The organism is Rhizobium sp. ERR 942, assembly GCF_007828395.1.
Classification (GTDB): Bacteria; Pseudomonadota; Alphaproteobacteria; order Rhizobiales; family Rhizobiaceae; genus Rhizobium; species Rhizobium dioscoreae.
Map to the genome: position 1 here is coordinate 284,589 of NZ_VIUA01000003.1, position 18,953 is coordinate 303,541.

Genomic DNA, 18,953 nt, shown 5'->3' on the forward strand with positions numbered 1-18,953 from the left:
TAGCAATCTCTGAGTGTTATTGCAGGGTACGGTTCGGAGAGAACTCGCCAGCGAGCATGCGTTCACGCAGCGATTCGAGCAAGGCTTCGGCGCCCTGTTCCCCTTGATTCCGGATCGTCTCGCGAATCGCGTGGGCGATGGCGGCGTCGGCGATGATTTCGGGCTCGATGCCATCTGCCATGCCGTCGGCCCAAGCTTCATTCTGGTATTCCAGCGCTGCCTGCATCTTTTCATGAACGATCATGTCGTCGATTTCGTTCAGGCTGGTTTCCATTGTTTCTTTCCTCGAGACGTTCATGTCCTTACCACTTGCTTAATAACTCTATCAGCCTTTTCCCAAAACGACACGGCTCGCTATGAAAAGAGGTTAATAAATCGTCAATTTCCAAAGCGTGCGGTGATTTCTGTCGCCAGTGTTGCACCTTCGTTACGGTATCGCTCTTCCGCGACGCGGGCTTGCGGCGTGCAATTCGTGTAAACCGATGCAAAGGACCGATATCCACGGTTGAAAGCGGCAGTGAGCCTTTCCTTTCGTTTCGGCTCGCTCTTGGTCTCCGTGTCGAGCAAGTGCTGCATGTCGCCGCGCCATCCGTCTTCCTGCGTCGGGCTACATAGATTGCGCAGATAGTCGATCGAACCGAGAATTTCGGAGAGCCGGGAAAGCTGCTCGTCATAGGGCGCAGGCTGCTCGGCATTCGCATTATCGGCAGCCTGTGCCGGTGGCGCGCTTGCTGCTGGCTGTGCGGCAGCGGGAAGGGCTGCGGCAAGCGCGATGCAGATCAGAAGTGGTCGGCGAAGGCTGTTATGAATCATGTAACCATGTTGACCGGACAAGCATGACGGGAACAAGGCGCGAGGGGCGGTTTCCACGCCGATATTGCTCAGCATCGTTAATTTCGGCGCCGAGCTATGCGTTTTCTGCAGCAAGTCGTTCCACGCATTCGAGCACACTGGCGGGAACGGGCAGGGTGCGCACCTCTTCCAGCGTGTACCAGCCAATGGCGGCCGCATCGTCGGCGGCTTCGGCGACCGCATCCTCATCGGCATCCACAAGAAAGACCGAGAGCAGGAAGTGGCTCGTCAGCGTTCCGTCCGCCGCGTGAGAGCGGAGATCGTAAGTCTCGAACAGGCGAGGATTGCGGGCTGAGATGCCTGTCTCCTCCTTGAACTCGCGCAGCGCCGCGTCGGCCGGTGTCTCTCCGTCTTCGGCCCGCCCTCCCGGAAAGGCGTACATATCGGCGGACGGCGGATTGCTGCGCAAGACAAGCAGGAAGCGACCGTTGCGTTCGAGAATGGCGGAGGAGGCAGGGCGAGGATTGGAAGTCATGGATCACTTTGCATTCGGATGAAGATCGATGCGCGATGGCAACGAGCCATCTGCGGCCCATTTCTACAGGAAACGGTGCTTGCTGTCCCATGTGAAAGCCCCTTAACTCGCTGCCGGCGGAAGCCGCGATTCTGAATGCGCCGAATATGGGGACGATCGGGAATGATCTACGGGCTATATGCTTTGGCGGCTCTTGCCGAAATTGCAGGCTGCTTTGCCTTCTGGGCGTGGTTGCGTCTGTCGAAGCCCGTCTGGTGGCTGGCACCCGGCCTTGTCTCGCTGGCGCTCTTTGCATGGCTGCTGGCGTTGGTGCCGAGCGAGGCGGCCGGCCGCACTTTTGCTGCCTATGGCGGCGTCTATATTGTTGCCTCCATTTTCTGGCTCTGGCTCGCCGAAGGGCGGCTACCGGACCGATGGGATATTTCGGGCGCCGTCATCTGCCTCGTCGGGGCGGCGGTCATTCTGCTCGGTCCGCGCGGCTGACGTTAGGCTTGACCAGCCGCTTTTCGGGTGCAACACAGGCCTGATGTGCGGACGTTTCGCTTTGACATCGACGGCAGATCACGTGGGGGAAGCGCTCGGCGTCCTGCTGAACGAGGCTTTTCCCGCGCGCTACAATATCGCGCCGACGCAGCCGATCCTTGTCGTGATATCGGGCGATCGGCAGCGACCGGGAAGCAATCTGCCGGATCGTCGCGCCTTGCTCGTGCGCTGGGGCTTTATGCCCGACTGGGTGAAGGACCCCAAGGATTTCCCGCTGCTGATCAATGCGCGGGCGGAAACGGCAATAGGTAAGGCCTCCTTCCGCGCGGCCATGCGCCATCGCCGCATCCTCATCCCGGCATCCGGCTTCTACGAATGGCATCGGCCGCCGAAGGAAAGCGGCGAGAAGCCGCAAGCCTACTGGATCCGCCCCCGCAGCGGCGGCGTCATCGCTTTTGCCGGGCTGATGGAAACCTGGTCGTCGGCAGATGGTTCCGAGGTCGATACGGGTGCGATCCTGACGACGGCGGCAAACAGCGCCATTCGATCCATCCATGACCGCATGCCCGTCGTCATCAAGCCGGAGGATTTCGCCCGCTGGCTCGATTGCAAGACGCAGGAGCCTCGCGATGTGTTTGGTCTGATGAAGCCGGTCCAGGAGGATTTTTTCGAGGCGATCCCGGTTTCGGATCGCGTCAACAAAGTTGCCAATATGGGGCCGGATGTGCAGACACCCGTGGTGCTCGATCCGGTCAGGAAACCGCCGAAAAAGACGGATCCGGACGATGGCCAACTAAGCCTTCTCTGAGCGGCCGCCATTTTAGCGGCCAGTGAGCGGAAATGCTGCCTGCCGGCATTGGTCGCGGTGGGCAGAACTATATTCTCAGGCGATCTTCTTCTTGAGAGGCTTTGTCTTCAGCATCAGATGGGCTGCAAGAACGGCTTTCAGTCCCAGCGGACGATAATGCTTGCTGGGATCGATCTTTGCCTGCGGTTGTGCCGGCTGGTCCTTTTTCTGCGTCATGTTTCACTCCTCACCATGCTCCCACGGAGCATTTTTCGATTCACAGTCGAGTAGTGCTTTTTGTCGTAAATCATGACAAATCGAAGGCGTTTTCCAATCAGCTTTTGTAAACAACGACCATATTTCGAGAGATTAGCGCCGAAACCTCGTGTAGAATCCGCACTGCCGCAATGTTTGAATCTGCGGAAATGTCGCGCCGAGCTGGCCTTCCGTTGCGCCGATGAGCGACCGTCATGTCTCTGATTGATAAGGGAGACTTACAGACTAGCGGTTGCAGCCCGGCGATGCCGCCAGAGGGCTGTTGTGCAGCGGTTTGATATGCTGGTCCTAGATATGTCGGCCGATGTCGTCGTTGGAATCGTCGACATTGGGATCGGCGGGGCCATTGATGGTGTAGGTGCCGTATTTCTTTGCCCAGGAGCGTGCGCCGAAGGGTAGGGATAGCAAATAGATGACGACGGTCACGACCATGACATGCCACGTATAGCTCATCAGCAGCGCGACATAGACGACGAGGCCGAGCATGATCGGTAGTACCAGATCGCGCCTTACGCCGTTGCCTTCCGATTTGCCGGACCATACGGGCAGACGGCTGACCAGCAGGAAGCCGATGAGAACCGTGTAGGCTGCGCCCCATAAGGCGAAGGTGCGGTCCGGCGTAAGGCCGAGAAAGCCGAGATAAACAGGCAGCAGCACCAGCATGGCGCCGGCAGGCGCCGGTACGCCGACAAAATATTCGGATTGCCACGAGGCTTTATGCTCGCGTTCAGCCATGACATTGAAGCGGGCGAGCCGCAGTCCGGCGGCGATCGTATAGATCAGCGCCGCGATCCAGCCGAGCGAGCGGGCCTGATCCAGCAGAAAGACGTAGACGACGAGCGCCGGCGCAACGCCGAAATTGACGATGTCGGCGAGCGAATCCATCTGCGCGCCGAATTTCGAGGTGGCCTTCATCAGCCGCGCGACGCGCCCGTCGATGCCGTCGAGGAAGGCGGCGACCAGCACCGCCACGACGGCGAGCTCGTAACGGTTTTCGAAAGCGAGGCGAATGCCTGTCAGGCCCGAGCAGATCGCCAGCACGGTGATCATGTTCGGCACGATCAGTCGCAACGGAATTTCCCGGAGACGCGGTCCACGCGCTTCGTCATTGGGCCCGTGCGGCTCGAAAGGCGGAAAAGGCGTCTTCATCTCGCTCGTGTTCCTACACTTCAGCTGCGGCGGCTAAGGGTTGCGCCCTTGGCCGAGCCGAATTCGGCAATGACGGTTTCGCCGGCGATCGCCCGCTGACCGACGGCAACGCGCGGCGCAGCGCCTTCCGGCAGGAAGACATCGAGGCGCGAGCCGAAGCGGATGAGGCCGATGCGTTCGCCGGCATCCAGCGGCTCGTTCGGATGGACGAAGCAAAGAATGCGGCGGGCAACGAGGCCGGCAATCTGCACGACGCCGATTTCGCCATGCTTCGTTTCGATCACGAGGCCGTTGCGTTCATTCTGTTCGCTGGCCTTGTCGAGTTCGGCATTGAGGAAGCTGCCCTGGCGATAGGCGACGTTGGTGATGCGACCGCGCATCGGCGAACGGTTCACATGGCAATCGAAGACATTCATGAAGATCGAGATACGCAGCATCGGCTGGCTGCCGAGATTGAGCTCGGCCGGCGGCGTCACCATCTGCACGCTCGAAACTTTGCCGTCGGCAGGCGATATCGCCAGATCATCGTCCTGAGGCGTCATGCGTTCGGGATCGCGGAAGAAATAGGCACACCACAGCGTCAGGATCAGGCCGATCCAGAAGAGCGGCTTGAAGATCCAACCGAGCACCAGCGACGCGACGAAGAAGCCTGCAACGAAGGGATAGCCCTCCTTGTGTATGGGAACGATGACGTTGCGTACGCTGTTCATCAAGCTCATCTATGGCCTACTCCGTTAGGGCATGCTCACCAGGAACCGGGCTCCGGTTCTTCGGCAAGATCATGCCAGTCAAAAGAATGAGAACAAGATAAGCGGTCTTGCTCTGAATACCAGTCGAGCGTGACTACAGGCAAACTCTGTCATGGGCAATGCTTTCGCGCGCTCGTCCTCAACGCAATCCGCGTCGAGCAAGATGCCAACGTTCCCCTGACTTGAAAAGTGCAGCCTGTGGAAACCGTGCGGGACGCAATGAAAAGGCCGCCGATGGCGGCGGCCTCCTGTGTCCCGCGTCGGCCGATCGGAAATCAGAGGCCGAGAGCGGAGCGCAGTTCAGCCTTGGCGCCCTCATACTCGGTCTTGTAGTCCTCATGCATCATGATGGTTTCGGCGATGACGGTGCCTGCAATGCGGCCGGCTTCGATATCGGAAGCATAGTGGATGCCGCCGACGATACGGTTATGGCCGTATTCCCAGGCGCGAGCCATGATGGCGGCGCGCTTTTCCGGCACCATGTTGGCAAGCACGATGCCCATCAGCGTGCCGACTGTGGTGTGGCCGGATGGATAGGAGCCGGACTTGGAGAGCGGCACGATCGGCTTGACGAGGTCGCTGTAGAGATGCGGACGCGGACGCTTCCAGACATCCTTGGCGGGATCGACGACGGCGCCTTCGGTCTCGACGACGCGATCGAAGAAGGCCGAAAATTTCGGCAGGTTTTCCTTGGTGAATTTCGGATTGTCGATGACGTCGGAGAAGCGCCAGACGTTCTCTTCGGCATCGGCCACGGCGCGAGCCGCCATTTCCGGCGTGCGGGTCACCTGGATCGTCAGGATTTCGCCGAGCTCAGCCTTCATCTGTGCGGAATCATTGGCGGGCGGAGGCGGCAGCAGATCGAGGAGGTTGATCTCCTTGGCATCGGTGAAAGGCTTGGCATCTTCGGCGAAAACCGGCGAGGCCAGGCCGACGACGAGCAACAAGCTGAAAGCTTTGGCAAAACTACGCATTTGAGGGGCTCCGTTGAAAAGACCCTCGTACCTAGCAAGCTGTCATCTCAGTCTCGTGACAACAATCGGTGCATAACCATTGCGCACCCGATGCTGTCATGGGCGGCGGAGTTCCATGCTTCCACGGTTTTTCTCAGCTTGCCGGCGCCAGTCGGTCGACAACGCCGAGATCGTCGTTTTCGCGTACCTGTTTCAGATGCTCCTCCGCCTGCGTTGCCTCGCGCTGGCGGCTCCACATGGACGCATAAAGCCCGTTCCGCGCCAGAAGCTCGGCATGCGTGCCGCGCTCGGCGATCACGCCGCTTTTCAGCACGATGATCTCATCTGCTCCGATGACGGTCGACAGGCGATGCGCGATGACCAAAGTTGTACGGTTCTTCGAAACGACATCGAGGGCAGCCTGTATTTCGCGCTCGGTCGTCGTGTCGAGTGCCGAGGTCGCCTCGTCGAGGATCAGGACCGGCGGCGCCTTGAGAATGGTACGCGCGATCGCGACGCGCTGCTTCTCGCCGCCAGACAATTTGAGGCCACGCTCGCCGACCTTGGTCTCGAAGCCTTCCGGCAGATTGCGGATGAACTCGCCGATCTGCGCGATCTCCGCGGCCGCGGTAACTTCCCCTTCGCTGGCGCTCGGACGGCCATAGCGGATGTTGTAGGCGATGGTATCGTTGAAGAGCACGGTATCCTGCGGCACCATGCCGATGACCTTGCGCAGGCTCTTCTGCGTGACGGTTCGCAGATCCTGGCCGTCGATGGTGATCGTGCCGTCCTGCACGTCGTAGAAACGATAGAGCAAGCGCGACAGCGTCGATTTACCGGCGCCCGAAGGCCCGACCACGGCGACCGTCTTGCCAGCCGGCACCTCAAAGGAGATGCCCTTCAGGATCGGCCGCGCCGGATCATAGGCGAAATGCACGTCCTTGAATGCGATTGCGCCATTACCGATGACGAGCTCCTTGGCGTCAGGCGCATCGACCACCTCGGGCTTGACCTCGAGCAGGTCGAACATCTCCTCGATATCGGTCAGGCCCTGACGTATTTCGCGATAGACGAAGCCGATGAAGTTGAGCGGTACGGAGAGCTGCAGCAGCATGGCGTTGATGAACACGAAGTCGCCGACCGTGTGATGGCCGTTCAAGACGGACCAGCCCGACATGACCATCATCACCGTCGTGCCAAGGCCGAAGATCAAGCCTTGGCCGAAGTTAAGCCAGCCGAGCGACGTCCAGACGCTGGTGGCTGCCTTTTCATATCGCTCCATCGATTGATCGAAGCGTTTGGCTTCCATCTCCTCGTTGCCGAAATATTTGACCGTCTCGAAGTTCAGCAACGAATCGATCGCCTTGGTGTTGGCGTCGGTGTCGCTGTTGTTCATTGTCCGGCGGATGGAGATGCGCCAGTCGCTCGCCTTGACGGTGAACCAGATGTAGAGCCAGACCGTGACGGCCGTGACCGCGAGATAGGAAAAGCCATAGCCGCGCCAGAAGATGATGGCCGTCAGCAGGAATTCGATGAAGGTCGGAAACGTGTTGAGGATCGTGAAGCGGACGATCGTCTCGATGCCCTTGGTGCCGCGCTCGATGATGCGCGAGAGGCCTCCGGTCTTGCGCTCCAGATGGAAACGCAGCGAGAGCTCGTGCATGTGCACGAAGGTTCTGTAGGCGAGCTGGCGCACCGCATATTGGCCGACGCTCGCAAACAGGGCATCGCGCAGCTGGTTTAGGCCGAGCTGGATCAGACGCGTCGCGTTCGTGGCGATGATCAAAGCGATGGCGCCGACCAGGAAAGCAGGCAGAATGCCTTGCATGTCGAGCTTGCCGTTCAGCGCATCGACGGACCATTTGAAGAAGTAGGGGACCAGCAGCAGGAAAAATTTCGAGACCAGCAGGAAGACGGTTGCCCAGACCACCCGCATTTTCAGATCCATGCGCCCGCTCGGCCACATATAGGGCCAGAGATTGACGATCGTGTTCAATGGATTGCTGGAATCCGCCGATATGGTTTTCTTCTGGCCTGCCATGTCCGTCTCCGGCGAATGATTGGGCAGCCGGATGTGGCAGCGTTTGCACAGCCGACTGGCAAGCCTTCATGGCCAAGACATGGCCGTTGTGGGAAGGCTATGGGGTCGGGCGACGCTTATACTATTTTCATGCGGTATAAAAGCAGCGGCCAGGCGTGGATGAGCCTGGCCGCTGCCAATGTTCACGATGGGCGGTCGTTGCGCTAGAGGTGCTCGCCCGAAAGCCGCTTGCGGTGAAGCTCCTCGGCATTCGGCAATGCATCCTTCGGCAGACCGAAGACCTGACCCGGTAGGATGCGGTCCGGATTGTTGATCTTGTCCTCGTTGGCCAGATAGATCGTCGTGTAGCGCACGCCCGCACCGTAGATGCGGCGCGATATCTGCCACAGCGTATCGCCGCGACGGATGATGACGGCATTGGTGTCCTGCGACAGCGGTGCCTGTTCGAGCGTCTTCGGGCCACTGTCGTTGGATGAGACCTCTGTGTTCGGCTGCGCCGGTGCCGTCTGAGCAGGCTGCGTGATAACAGCGATCATCTGTTCGAGCCCAGGCAGCGCCGCGCCGACCGATTTCGGATCTTTCGGCAAAGCCAGCAAGGTGGCAAGCGCCTTGGAGGCCGTGCTCGAAGCGTCGGAAGCAGCCTTCTTCAACGCAGCACTGGCGTTGATGGTCGGCCGGAATTCAGACAGCGACTTGAGCGCGATTTCCGTGCCGGAGCGGGCGGCTGCGAGCTGCTCCGTATTCGGCTGCTTGCCGTCGGTAAAGAGGCCCTTGAGCAGCGCAAAAGCCTTGCCCGCGCCTTCCTTGAGCTTGGCAAGCTCGCCCTCGTCGAGCGGCACCATGTTTGCCGTGGCCGTCTGCCCTTGACCATTTGCGGCGGCGGGTGTCTGCGCCGCGACCGTCACCTGATTGCCCTCGGGGCGCGTGAAGTTGACGCTGGTCCGCACGACGACTTTGCCGGCGCCATCGAGTACGTCGACGCGGATCTTGTGATCGCCGACGGCAAGAGGCATGGGTCCGTCCACGACAAAGTGACCGTCCGCACCCGCGACGTTCTCGCCGATGAGCTTGTCGTCGGCATAGGCGCGGACCTTGGCATTCGGCTTCGTGGTGCCGGCAACGAAGATATGATCGTTTTCGATCTCCACCGCATTGACCATGACGTCTGGATTCGCCTCTACCTTCGCTGCTGGCGGTGTTGCCGTGCCTGCCGCGGGATTGGCGGATGCGACCGCCGTACCATCCTGTTGCGGCTTGGCGTCTGTCGTGGTCGCTTTGGCCTGAGTGCCGGCTGCGGACGCGTCCTGTTCGCCGGCGGTCACGCGGCCCTGCTTGGCGGAAGGCGCGGTGATGATGCGACTTGCAGCGCCTGGCTTCGACACCATCGCGAGAACCTGGGTGGAATTGTCCTTCGGCACGGAGACGGTTGCGATTTCCTCGGAACTGACGGCCTTACCGTCCTTGCCGGTGGCGCGCAGCACCAATTCGTGGTCTCCAGGCGGCAGCGGATTGTCGAGTACGGCGGCAAAGTCGCCGCTCGGGCCGACCTTGGTCGTCGTGACAACCTTTTCGCCGTCGACGATCTCTAGCTTGGCATTCGGCTCGGCTGAGCCTGCGATAACAGTGGAGCCATCCGGCTCGACGCGCAATACGTCGAATGATGGTACGCGAGGATTGGCAGCCGAGTTGGTCCCGGGCGCCTGTTGCCCTGTCAGCGTTGCAAGAGCCTTGTCGATCGCCGCACTGGCTTCGGCAGCATTCTCGGGGAGAGATTGGATGATGGCGAGAGCCTTGCCTGCACCGTCCTGCGCTTTCTTAACGAGTCCCGTTGTCGTTGCGTCGATCCCTTCGGGAAGCGCGAAGCCGACGATCGATTGCAGGGCAGTAATCGCCTTTGTCTTCGCAGCCGTGAAGACATCCTGGGCCGGTGCATTGCCATCCTTGAAGAGCGCCTTCAAATCGGCCAGCGAAGCGGTTGCCGCGTCGGTCAGGCCGGTCAGCTTTTTCGCAAGATCTGCGGTGTTGACGGCGGTCGACACGGCATTCTGCGTGGCCTTGGTCGCGCTCTCGGCGGTCTCGCCAGCCTTCTGCGCATTTTGGTTGATCGTATTTTTCACCGCATTGCTGGCTTGATTGACCACGTTGCCGATCGGGGTCTTGTCACCGTTGATGCGCGGCATCACGAAGAAGACCATCAACAGGGTCGCAATTGCCAACACCAACAGAGCCAGCCAACCGGCACGGTTCTTCATCATCATTCATCTCCACGCGGCGAAGTCATCGCAACTCCTGAAATTGCTAGCGATTTCGCCTGCTTTTACAAGCTTTCTCAGCCATTTTCGCATGTCCCGATACAAGTTTTCCTTTGAAAAATCTTGACTGCGCACCTGCAGCATAGTTCTTTGCATCCATGACCGACGATTCCGCGCCAATTCGAACCATTTGCGTCTATTGTGGCTCACAGCCTGGACGCGATCCTTCCTACATGGCCGCTGGCCGCGAACTCGGCAAAAGCATTGCCGAAAACGGCCTGCGCCTGATCTATGGCGGCGGAACGAAGGGCATCATGGGCGCTGTCGCAAGCGGCGTGCTGTCGCACGGCGGTCAGGTCACCGGCATCATTCCGGAATTTCTGGTCGATATGGAAGCGACGCGCCACTCGCTCGGTCAGCTCGACGAACTCATCATAACGCCGGACATGCATACGCGCAAACATGGCATGTTCGAGCGCGCCGACGCTTTCGTGGCCTTGCCGGGCGGAATCGGCACCCTGGAGGAGATCGTCGAGATCATGACCTGGGGCCAGCTGGGCCGTCACGAAAAGCCGATGGTTTTTGCCAATATCAACGGCTTTTGGGATTCGATGATGGAAATCGTCCGTCATATGCGGGACGAGGGCTTCATCCATACCGCCCATCGTGTCCAGCCGCTTGTGATCGACAAGGTGGCCGATATCATTCCGGCGATCCGCAAGCATGCCGCAGAGACGCGCGGCGACCGCGGCGGAGAAGAGGCCGTGATTTCCAAGCTCTAAAAGCTGTTCCGGAAAACACGCGGCGATTTTTCGCTTAGGGCTGCGTGATGACAAGGGACGAGGCGGTTCACGGCTTTCTTGAAAGCCAAACCGCCACAAATAGCGATTTGCTAACCATATCGCCTGGTTATGCTCCTCTGCTCTGACGCAGCATCGACCAGCTATAGAGCACGAGACCGGCCCAGATCAGCGAGAATGCAACGAGCTGCGTCGTGCCGAAGGGTTCCTTGAACAGGAAAACGGCGATCAGGAAGACCATTGTGGGAACGATGTATTGCATGATGCCGATGGTCGACATCCTCAAAAGCTTCGCACCATTAGCGAAGATCATCAACGGCAGCGCCGTGACGAGCCCGCAGCCGAGCAGGAGCGCGGTATCCGAAAGGCCGGTCTGGTAAAAGTGGCCTTCACCGCGCGCTTCCAGATAGAGGATGTAAAATGCTGCCGGGATGCAGAGCAGTAGCACCTCGATGAAAAAGCCCTGGTTGGCTCCAACAGGCAGGGTTTTGCGGAAAAAGGCATAGAAGCCCCAGGAGAAGGTCAGCGACAACGCGACCCAGGGCAGGGTGCCGGCTTTCACCGTCAAAATGATGACGGCGGCGGCTGCAAGGCAGATCGCGACGATCTGCGTCGGCGTCAGCTTTTCCTTGAGTAGGATGGCGCCGAGCGCGATGCTGAACAGCGGATTGATGAAGTAACCGAGGGCCGCATCGAGCGAATGGCCGGCGCCGATGGCCCAGACATAGGTTCCCCAGTTGATGGTGACGAGCGCTGCCGTCAGTGACGCCATGGCGATTGTCCGCGGGTTGCGAAACGCCGCCTTCACGTCACCCAGGCGGCCGAGCGCCAGCAGCACGATCCCGGCGACGGGAACCGACCAGACGATGCGATGGGCGATGACCTCGAAAGCCGGGATATGCGCCAGCGCCTTCATATAGAGTGGCAGAACGCCCCAGAAGAGATAGGCCGTCATCGCAAAGCCGAAGCCGCGGATAGCGTCGTTGTTCTTGATTTCAGGTTTGACCGCGTCAGTGGCCATGAATTTTCCCGTCATTCTCTGTTATTTGAGACGGGATTACTCCAATGCATGCGGCATGGCTAATTCATTTCATTGACGGCATCGTCAAGCTTTTTGATGGGCGGCGGATTACTCCGCCGCAATCCTGCCTGCCATATGCCGGTTTTTCATCAGCTTGTAGATGACGGAATCCATCAGAGCCTGGAACGACGCGTCGATGATGTTTTCGGAGACGCCGACCGTCCACCATCGTACGCCGTCGCTATCGGTGGATTCGATTAGGACTCGGGTGATGGCCTCCGTGCCGCCATTGAGGATACGCACCTTGAAGTCGGCCAGTTCCAGATCGTCTATCTCGTGCTGGTATTTGCCGAAATTCTTGCGCAGCGCCAGGTCGAGCGCATTGACCGGGCCGTCGCCCTCTGCAACCGACATGATGGTTTCGCCATCGATGATGATCTTGACGACGGCTTCCGAGACGATTTTCACCCGGCCGTGGGAATCGAAGCGGCGTTCCACCATGACGCGGAAACCATCGATCGCAAAGAATTCCGGGATGGTACCGAGCGTGCGGCGCGCCAAAAGTTCGAAGCTCGCATCCGCGCCTTCGTAAGCATAGCCTGTCGCTTCACGCTCCTTGACGATCTGGATCAGCTGGTCGAGCTTCGGGTCGTCCTTGCCCACTTCGATGCCGCGCCGCTTCAGCGCATTGATGAAGTTCGACTTGCCGCCCTGGTCGGAGACCATGACCTTGCGGAAGTTGCCGACGCTTTCCGGCGGCACATGCTCGTAGGTGCGCGGGTCCTTCAGCAGCGCCGAGGCGTGGATACCAGCCTTGGTGGCAAAGGCGGAGGCACCGACATAGGGCGCCTGATAGTCGGGTGAGCGGTTCAGAAGCTCGTCGAAGGCATGCGAAAGGCCGGTCAAGCCCACCAGCCGCTCGGCGTCGATCGTCGTTTCGAAGCGTTCGCTATAGGCTCTTTTCAGCGCCAGGGTCGGGATCAGTGTGATCAGGTTGGCATTGCCGCAGCGCTCGCCGATGCCGTTCAGCGTGCCCTGGATCTGCCGCACGCCGGCCTCGACCGCCGCGAGCGAATTGGCGACCGCCTGGCCGGTATCGTTATGGGCATGGATGCCGAGACAGTGCCCAGGAACGCCGCAGGCGATGACGGCCTCGACGATGGCGCGAATCTCCGGCGGCTGTGTGCCGCCGTTGGTGTCACAGAGCACGACCCAGCGCGCTCCGGCATCATAGGCCGTCTTGGCGCAAGCAAGCGCATAGGTCGGATTGGCCTTGTAGCCGTCGAAGAAGTGCTCGCAATCGACCAAGGCTTCCTTGCCGGCGCCAATGGCCGCCTTGACGCTTTCGGCGATGCTTTCAAGATTCTCCTCGTTGGTGCAGCCGAGCGCCACCTGGACGTGATAGTCCCAGCTCTTCGCAACGAAACAGATCGCGTCTGATTTCGCCTGCAGCAGGCTCGCAAGGCCGGGATCGTTGGAGGCGGAGATGCCGGCGCGCTTCGTCATGCCGAAGGCGACGAAGGAGGCCGATGTCGTGCGCTTCTCGTTGAAGAAGGCCGTATCGGTCGGGTTGGCGCCGGGGTACCCGCCTTCGACATAATCCAGGCCGAATTCATCCAGCATGGTCGCAATGGCAATCTTGTCCTCGACCGAAAAATCGATGCCGGGCGTTTGCTGGCCATCGCGGAGCGTCGTGTCGAAGAGATAGATTTTTTCGCGTGTCATACTGTTTCCTCCGGCGAACCGGTTATTGATATTGAGATGCCCGGCCTATGCTTTGCCTGCAAACTTGTCGGTGGCGCGGATGAGCCGATCCAGAATGCCGGGCTCGGACGAAGCATGGCCGGCGCCCTCGATCAGGTGAAATTCAGCTTTCGGCCAAGCCTTGTGCAGCGCCCAGGCATATTTGGCGGGGCAGGGCATGTCGTAGCGGCCATGGACGATGACGCCGGGAATGTCTTTCAGCTTGTAGGCGTCGCGCAGGAGTTGGCCCTCTTCGAGCCAGCCGGCGTTGACGAAGAAATGGTTCTCGATACGGGCGAAGGCATGCGCATATTCCGCATCTTCGAACTGGGCACTGACGGCAGGTTCCGGCAGAAGCGTGATCGTCTCGCCTTCCCAGATCGACCATGCCTTTGCGGCTTCCAGGCGGGCAGCCTTGTCCGGATGCGTCAGCAGCCGATGATAGGCGGCCATCATCTCATGACGCTCTTCCGGCGGAATGGGTGCCACGAAACGCTCCCATTTGTCGGGGAACATTTCGGAGACGCCGAACTGATAGTACCAGTCCAGTTCGGCTTTCGTCAGCGTATAGATGCCGCGCACGACCAGTTCGGAAACGCGATCCGGATGCGTTTCGGAATAGGCGAGCGCCAGCGTCGAGCCCCAGGAGCCGCCGAAAACAAGCCATTTCTCAACGCCGGCCATTTTGCGCAGCCGCTCGATATCGTCGACTAGATGCCAGGTGGTATTGGCTTCCAAGCCGGCATGCGGCGTCGAGCGCCCACAGCCGCGCTGATCGAATAGGGTCACGTCGTAAAGCGCCGGATCGAACACGCGGCGATGGCTGGGCGAAATGCCGCCGCCGGGTCCGCCATGCAGGAAGACGGCGGGCTTGGCGCCAGGAGTTCCCACCCGTTCCCAATAGATCACATGACCATCGCCGACATCGAGATGGCCGGAGGCGTAAGGTTCGATCTCCGGATAGAATGTGCGCAGGACTTCGGTCATATTTTCAGCCCCTCGGCCGGCCAGACATCGGTGTCATGATCGGGATGCTGGAAGGAAATGATCTGCTCCTGCCGCGAATAGAAATCCGGATCCTGATGAATGGGCTTTTCGAAAATCGTCTCTACCCAAGGCAGTCGGTAGGCATGGTTGACCTGGATCTGCGGGGCGAGATCGTCGCGCTCGTCGAAGGCGCCGATGGCGATTTCAAGGCCGCCCGGATGACGGTAGGTCAACGGCGTGCCGCAGTTCTTGCAGAAGCCGCGGTCGATATTGACGGAAGACTGGAAATAGCTCGGTTCGCCGCGCGTCCATTCCACGCCGTCTTCAGGGGCGGTAACAAGCGCGGAGAAGAAATTGCCGAACTGCTTCTGGCACATGCGGCAATGGCAAATTGAGGGGCGGCCGAGCTGGCCGCGGATGCGAAACCGTACCGCGCCGCATTGGCATCCTCCGCTTCTGGTAGCTTCACTCATGGCTCTTCTCCTCTGGCCAGCTTGAGGTATCGTGATCAGGATGCTGATGATTGGACAGCTTGATCGATATCGCACGGTCCGAGCTATCCTCGTCCGGTTCCATCGGCAGCGCATCGAGTGCATGGAACCAGGGCATCTTTGCCGCGCAGTTCGATTGCGCGACGGGTTGGACCAGCGTTGGCTCATCCAGTGAACCAAGCGTCACATTGATGGAATCCGTGCCGGGCACATCATAGAACAGGGGCGTGCCGCAGGTGCCGCAAAAGCCGCGGCGCACGAGATCGGACGAATGAAACCATGAGGGTTCGCCGCGTGTCAGCTCGAAATCGGCCCGTTTGGCGTTTCCCAGCGGCAGGGCATAATTGCCGGATGCTTTCTGGCACATGCGGCAATGACAAAGATGCGGATAGCCGAGCGCGCCGGCGGTGCGATAACGAACCGCGCCACATTGGCATCCGCCGCTATATCCCGCTGCCATTGTCATTTGCTGCTCTCCGGTGGCCAAGTTGCCGTATCGTGATCGGGATGCTGGTTGGATATGATGTTCAATACGAAGGGTGCCTGCGCGGCATCCTCCTCCGTCGAGTGTCCGGGCAGCAGATGCAGCCGATCGACGAAGCCGATCTTGGCTTCCGTGCCATATTGGACGACAGGCGGCAGCTGCGAGGGATCGTCGAAAGCACCAGCCGCGATTGCAATGCCATCGGGCGCTTCATAGGTCAGCGGCGTTCCGCAATCCCCGCAGAAGCCGCGCTTCACATAATTGGACGATTGGAACAGCTTCCGCTCGCCACGTGTCCATGCGAGCTCGGCACCACGCGTCGAGACCAGCGGCGCGTAGTAGGCGCCGAAAGCCTTCTGACACATGCGGCAATGACAGATCGACGCATCCTTCAGTCCGCCCCGCACCCGGAAGCGAACCGCGCCGCACTGACAGCCGCCGGTGTAGGTCGAGACGGTCATAACTTATCCTTTCCGCTGACGATCAGGATATGCATGCAGACGTTATCGATATCCTTCAGGACATCGTCATTCCAGAAGCGCAGGATAGTCCAGCCATCGGCTTCGAGGCGGCGGGTGCGAATCTGGTCATAGGTCTGATCACGATCATTGCAGTGCTGGGAGCCGTCGACTTCGACAATCAGCCTTTCGGCAGGGCATGCGAAATCGACAATATAGCCAGCGATGGGCAACTGGCGGCGGAAGCCGAGGCCCATGAGGCGATGGGCACGCAATTCGTTCCATAGACGCAGTTCCGCATCCGTCATGACCTTGCGCATGCGGCGTGCATTGCTTCGGGCTTTCGGCGGGACTGGAGTATGCGGCAAGTTACCCCCCTCTGTCCCTGTCGGGACATCTCCCCCACAAGGGGGGAGATCGTTAACCCGTGGCACTTGCGCGCCCCAAACGGAGATCGAATCTGCTGAAATTAAGCTCTGCGGTTTTGCGGACAGATGCCGCAAACTCCCCCCAATCTCCCCCCTTGTGGGGGAGATGTCACGATAGTGACAGAGGGGGGTAACAAGGCTCATCGCTTGATCTCCCAGCTCGTGGTTCGCTCACCCGTCACCGCGTCCTTGCCGTCTTTGAGCTGAATGCCTCCCGCTGCAAGTTCATCGCGAAGCTTGTCGGCTTCAGCAAAGTTCTTGGCCTTCAGCAGCTCCAGGCGCTGGCGCACCTTGGCATCGATCTCCGCGACCACAGCTTCGTCCATCTCCGCCTTCTTCGGCAGCAGGCCGAGAAGATCGGCGCTGGCCGTGAAGACAGGCAGGAGATTGGCGTCGGCATTGGCGGCCTGTGCTAGGGCATGGAGCGCCTGAATGGCAGCAACGGTATTGAGATCGTCGCCGAGCGCTGCAAGCACAGTCTCGTCCGGCGCTGCGTTGCTGACATCCGCGGCAGGCCATTTTGCAATTAGCCGTTCGGCCTCTTCCAGACGCTTGACGGAAAAGTCGATCGGCTCGCGATAATGTGTCATCAGCATAGCGAGCCTCAGCACCTCGCCCGGCCAGGTCCGGCCGCCGAGCTTTTCCGTCTGCAGCAGCTCGTAGATGGTGACGAAATTGCCTTCCGATTTCGACATCTTGCGGCCTTCGACCTGCACGAAGCCGTTATGCATCCAGACATTGGCCATGGCATGCGTGCCATGCGCGCAGCGCGATTGCGCGATTTCGTTTTCATGATGCGGGAAGATCAGGTCGAGCCCGCCGCCGTGAATGTCAAAGACTTCACCGAGATAGCGTCCGCTCATGGCCGAGCATTCGATATGCCAGCCCGGACGACCGCGGCCCCAGGGGCTTTCCCAGCCGGGTTCGTTCTCGTCCGAAAGTTTCCACAGAACGAAATCGCCGGGGCTCTTCTTGTGCTCGTCGACGGCGACGCGGGCGCCGGCCTGCTGCTCGTCGAGATTGCGCTTCGAAAGCTGCCCATAATCGGCCATCGACTTGGTATCGAACAGCACTTCGCCGGCGGCCCGATAGGCATGGCCCTTGGTAATCAGCGTTTCGATGATCGCGATCATCTCAGCGATATTGTCGGTCGCACGCGGTTGCACCGATGGCTCCAGGCAGCCGAGCGCCGTCGTGTCTTCACGGTACTGCCGCTCGGTCTTTTCCGTCACCAGGCGGATCGCGTCGTTCAGCGGCAGGCCGGGATGGTCGCGCAGCGCACGCGCATTGATCTTGTCGTCGACGTCGGTGATGTTGCGGACGTAGGTGACACGGCTCTCACCGTAGACGTGCCGCAGCAGCCGGAACAGCACGTCGAAGACGATCGCCGGGCGGGCATTGCCGATATGGGCGAAGTCATAGACCGTGGGGCCGCAGACATACATGCGGACGTTATTGCGGTCAATCGGCTGAAAATCGACCTTTTCGCGCGTCAGCGTGTTGTAGAACTTCAATTGCGGCTCGGCGGCCATGTCACTCTCCCAAGGCATAAATCCGAAAAAATACCGTCACCGGCAGGCCGGACGTTTGTCATCTTGGATTTTGGGAGACGAAAACGGCCAGGCCAGCGAAACGCTAGCGAATAATCTTCCGGCAGATAATGCAGATAACCGTTTTCATGGGCGGCTTTATCGCGCGCCGGATGAATTTGGTCAAGTAGGGATAAGGCGTCTTGCGTAAAGGCCTGGGATGTTTTTATTCCGGCATCCGATAGTCGACGAGCCTGTTCTCGCGCACGACGAAAAGCTTGCCGGTTTCGGTGACGTCGGGGCCGACCAGAGGCAGGATCGCCTGAGCGACCTCTCGCGGATGCGGCAGCGTATCCGGATCTTCGCCGGGCATGGCCTGGGCGCGCATGGCGGTGCGGGTAGCGCCCGGATCGACACTGGTGATGCGCAGCGGCGTGCTCTGCGTTTCCCCGGCCCAGGTGCGGGCCAGCGCCTCGACGGCGGCCTTGGAGGCGGAGTAGGGACCCCAGAAGGGCCGGCAGCGATGGGCGGCGGCCGAGGAGAGGATAACGGCGCGGCCCGCCTCGGCGCGCATCAGCAGCGGCTCGACGGAGCGGATCAGCCGCCACGTGGCGGTGACATTGATCGTCATCACCTTTTCGAACACCTTGGCTTCGACATGGCCGATCGGCGAGATCACGCCAAGCACGCCGGCATTGGCGATGAGGATGTCGAGCTTGCCCCAGCGCTCGTAGATGGAGGCGCCGAGCGCATCGATGGCATTCATGTCGGCAAGATCGAAGGGCACAAGGGTCGCCGAGCCGCCGGCAGCCTTGATGGCATCGTCAAGCTCCTCAAGGCCCCCGACCGTGCGGGCGCAGGCGATCACATGCGCGCCGGCCTTGGCCAGCTCCAGTGCCGTGAAATAGCCGATACCGCGCGATGCGCCGGTGACGAGGGCGATCTTGTCCTTGAGATTGACGCTCATGCTGCCTTGATCCGAATGGGTGGAAAGA

At 60.1% G+C, this 18,953-nt stretch carries 22 protein-coding genes; 4 read left to right on the top strand and 18 right to left on the bottom strand.

From position 1 onward, the window contains the following. Positions 1 to 16: 16 nt before the first annotated feature. The 3 genes from FBZ97_RS14025 to FBZ97_RS14035 all read right to left on the bottom strand — a co-directional run bounded on the left by FBZ97_RS14025 (position 17) and on the right by FBZ97_RS14035 (position 1,327). Positions 17 to 274 (bottom strand): hypothetical protein, encoded by a 258-nt coding sequence (locus FBZ97_RS14025; protein ID WP_068385602.1) that lies wholly within the window; start codon positions 272 to 274, stop codon positions 17 to 19. Positions 275 to 378: 104 nt separating this feature from the next. Next, the gene (locus FBZ97_RS14030) at positions 379 to 813 is read right to left on the bottom strand and encodes a TIGR02301 family protein (RefSeq protein ID WP_145320593.1); all 435 of its coding nucleotides are present in this window, start codon (positions 811 to 813) and stop codon (positions 379 to 381) included. A gap of 94 nt (positions 814 to 907) precedes the next feature. Beyond that, positions 908 to 1,327 carry an NUDIX domain-containing protein gene (locus FBZ97_RS14035; protein WP_069616156.1) on the bottom strand — a complete coding sequence of 140 codons (420 nt, stop codon included), beginning with the start codon at positions 1,325 to 1,327 and terminating at the stop codon, positions 908 to 910. A gap of 162 nt (positions 1,328 to 1,489) precedes the next feature. Between FBZ97_RS14035 and FBZ97_RS14040 the strand changes: the two genes are divergently transcribed. Both FBZ97_RS14040 and FBZ97_RS14045 read left to right on the top strand, forming a co-directional pair. Then, the gene (locus tag FBZ97_RS14040) at positions 1,490 to 1,810 is read left to right on the top strand and encodes a YnfA family protein (protein WP_145320590.1); all 321 of its coding nucleotides are present in this window, start codon (positions 1,490 to 1,492) and stop codon (positions 1,808 to 1,810) included. Positions 1,811 to 1,853: 43 nt separating this feature from the next. Continuing rightward, positions 1,854 to 2,618, top strand: coding sequence for an SOS response-associated peptidase (locus tag FBZ97_RS14045; protein WP_113329111.1), 765 nt, complete (start codon positions 1,854 to 1,856; stop codon positions 2,616 to 2,618). A gap of 75 nt (positions 2,619 to 2,693) precedes the next feature. Here the strand turns inward: FBZ97_RS14045 and FBZ97_RS34420 are convergent, their stop codons facing one another. The 6 genes from FBZ97_RS34420 to FBZ97_RS14070 all read right to left on the bottom strand — a co-directional run bounded on the left by FBZ97_RS34420 (position 2,694) and on the right by FBZ97_RS14070 (position 10,020). Next, complete coding sequence (locus FBZ97_RS34420; RefSeq protein ID WP_015339320.1) at positions 2,694 to 2,834, bottom strand: hypothetical protein; 141 nt, start codon at positions 2,832 to 2,834, stop codon at positions 2,694 to 2,696. 327 nt (positions 2,835 to 3,161) lie between these two features. Next, on the bottom strand, positions 3,162 to 4,022 hold the full coding sequence (gene pssA, locus FBZ97_RS14050; RefSeq protein WP_015339321.1) for a CDP-diacylglycerol--serine O-phosphatidyltransferase: 861 nt from the start codon (positions 4,020 to 4,022) through the stop codon (positions 3,162 to 3,164). Between the two features lie 20 nt (positions 4,023 to 4,042). Continuing rightward, positions 4,043 to 4,741 carry a phosphatidylserine decarboxylase gene (locus FBZ97_RS14055; RefSeq protein ID WP_113329110.1) on the bottom strand — a complete coding sequence of 233 codons (699 nt, stop codon included), beginning with the start codon at positions 4,739 to 4,741 and terminating at the stop codon, positions 4,043 to 4,045. Positions 4,742 to 5,046: 305 nt separating this feature from the next. Then, a complete protein-coding gene (locus tag FBZ97_RS14060; RefSeq protein ID WP_145320589.1) occupies positions 5,047 to 5,745 on the bottom strand; it encodes a phosphatase PAP2 family protein in 699 nt (232 codons plus the stop codon). A gap of 133 nt (positions 5,746 to 5,878) precedes the next feature. Then, positions 5,879 to 7,765, bottom strand: coding sequence for an ABC transporter ATP-binding protein/permease (locus tag FBZ97_RS14065; protein WP_113351674.1), 1,887 nt, complete (start codon positions 7,763 to 7,765; stop codon positions 5,879 to 5,881). Between the two features lie 203 nt (positions 7,766 to 7,968). Continuing rightward, positions 7,969 to 10,020, bottom strand: a complete 2,052-nt coding sequence (locus tag FBZ97_RS14070; RefSeq protein WP_145320956.1) for a LysM peptidoglycan-binding domain-containing protein — start codon at positions 10,018 to 10,020, stop codon at positions 7,969 to 7,971. Between the two features lie 155 nt (positions 10,021 to 10,175). On the opposite strand from FBZ97_RS14070, the gene FBZ97_RS14075 reads away from it, so the two are divergent. Continuing rightward, positions 10,176 to 10,799, top strand: a complete 624-nt coding sequence (locus FBZ97_RS14075) for a TIGR00730 family Rossman fold protein (protein ID WP_113329107.1) — start codon at positions 10,176 to 10,178, stop codon at positions 10,797 to 10,799. Between the two features lie 127 nt (positions 10,800 to 10,926). On the opposite strand, the gene rarD is transcribed toward FBZ97_RS14075, so the two are convergent. The 8 genes from rarD to cysS form a co-directional block, all read right to left on the bottom strand. Beyond that, positions 10,927 to 11,838 (bottom strand): EamA family transporter RarD, encoded by a 912-nt coding sequence (gene rarD / locus FBZ97_RS14080; RefSeq protein ID WP_145320587.1) that lies wholly within the window; start codon positions 11,836 to 11,838, stop codon positions 10,927 to 10,929. Positions 11,839 to 11,946: 108 nt separating this feature from the next. Then, positions 11,947 to 13,563 carry a citramalate synthase gene (gene cimA, locus FBZ97_RS14085; protein WP_145320585.1) on the bottom strand — a complete coding sequence of 539 codons (1,617 nt, stop codon included), beginning with the start codon at positions 13,561 to 13,563 and terminating at the stop codon, positions 11,947 to 11,949. Between the two features lie 45 nt (positions 13,564 to 13,608). Continuing rightward, positions 13,609 to 14,568: a prolyl aminopeptidase gene (gene pip / locus FBZ97_RS14090; protein WP_113329104.1), complete on the bottom strand. Its 960-nt coding sequence runs from the start codon at positions 14,566 to 14,568 to the stop codon at positions 13,609 to 13,611. Further along, complete coding sequence (locus FBZ97_RS14095; RefSeq protein WP_069616166.1) at positions 14,565 to 15,041, bottom strand: GFA family protein; 477 nt, start codon at positions 15,039 to 15,041, stop codon at positions 14,565 to 14,567. The genes pip and FBZ97_RS14095 overlap by 4 nt, the downstream gene beginning before the upstream one ends. Next, the gene (locus FBZ97_RS14100; RefSeq protein ID WP_145320583.1) at positions 15,034 to 15,525 is read right to left on the bottom strand and encodes a GFA family protein; all 492 of its coding nucleotides are present in this window, start codon (positions 15,523 to 15,525) and stop codon (positions 15,034 to 15,036) included. The genes FBZ97_RS14095 and FBZ97_RS14100 overlap by 8 nt, the downstream gene beginning before the upstream one ends. Continuing rightward, positions 15,522 to 16,004, bottom strand: coding sequence for a GFA family protein (locus FBZ97_RS14105; protein ID WP_145320581.1), 483 nt, complete (start codon positions 16,002 to 16,004; stop codon positions 15,522 to 15,524). Before FBZ97_RS14105 ends, FBZ97_RS14100 begins: the two co-directional genes overlap by 4 nt. After that, the gene (locus FBZ97_RS14110) at positions 16,001 to 16,369 is read right to left on the bottom strand and encodes a DUF559 domain-containing protein (RefSeq protein WP_113390078.1); all 369 of its coding nucleotides are present in this window, start codon (positions 16,367 to 16,369) and stop codon (positions 16,001 to 16,003) included. The genes FBZ97_RS14105 and FBZ97_RS14110 overlap by 4 nt, the downstream gene beginning before the upstream one ends. A 200-nt stretch (positions 16,370 to 16,569) precedes the next feature. Further along, positions 16,570 to 17,961, bottom strand: a complete 1,392-nt coding sequence (gene cysS / locus FBZ97_RS14115; protein ID WP_145320579.1) for a cysteine--tRNA ligase — start codon at positions 17,959 to 17,961, stop codon at positions 16,570 to 16,572. On the opposite strand from cysS, the gene FBZ97_RS14120 reads away from it, so the two are divergent. Beyond that, a complete protein-coding gene (locus FBZ97_RS14120) occupies positions 17,960 to 18,169 on the top strand; it encodes a hypothetical protein (RefSeq protein WP_141720155.1) in 210 nt (69 codons plus the stop codon). The two genes, cysS and FBZ97_RS14120, sit on opposite strands and share 2 nt — an antisense overlap. A 15-nt stretch (positions 18,170 to 18,184) precedes the next feature. Here FBZ97_RS14120 and FBZ97_RS14125 read toward each other — a convergent pair whose 3' ends face one another. Next, a complete protein-coding gene (locus FBZ97_RS14125; protein WP_113351683.1) occupies positions 18,185 to 18,925 on the bottom strand; it encodes an SDR family NAD(P)-dependent oxidoreductase in 741 nt (246 codons plus the stop codon). Positions 18,926 to 18,953: the final 28 nt, after the last annotated feature.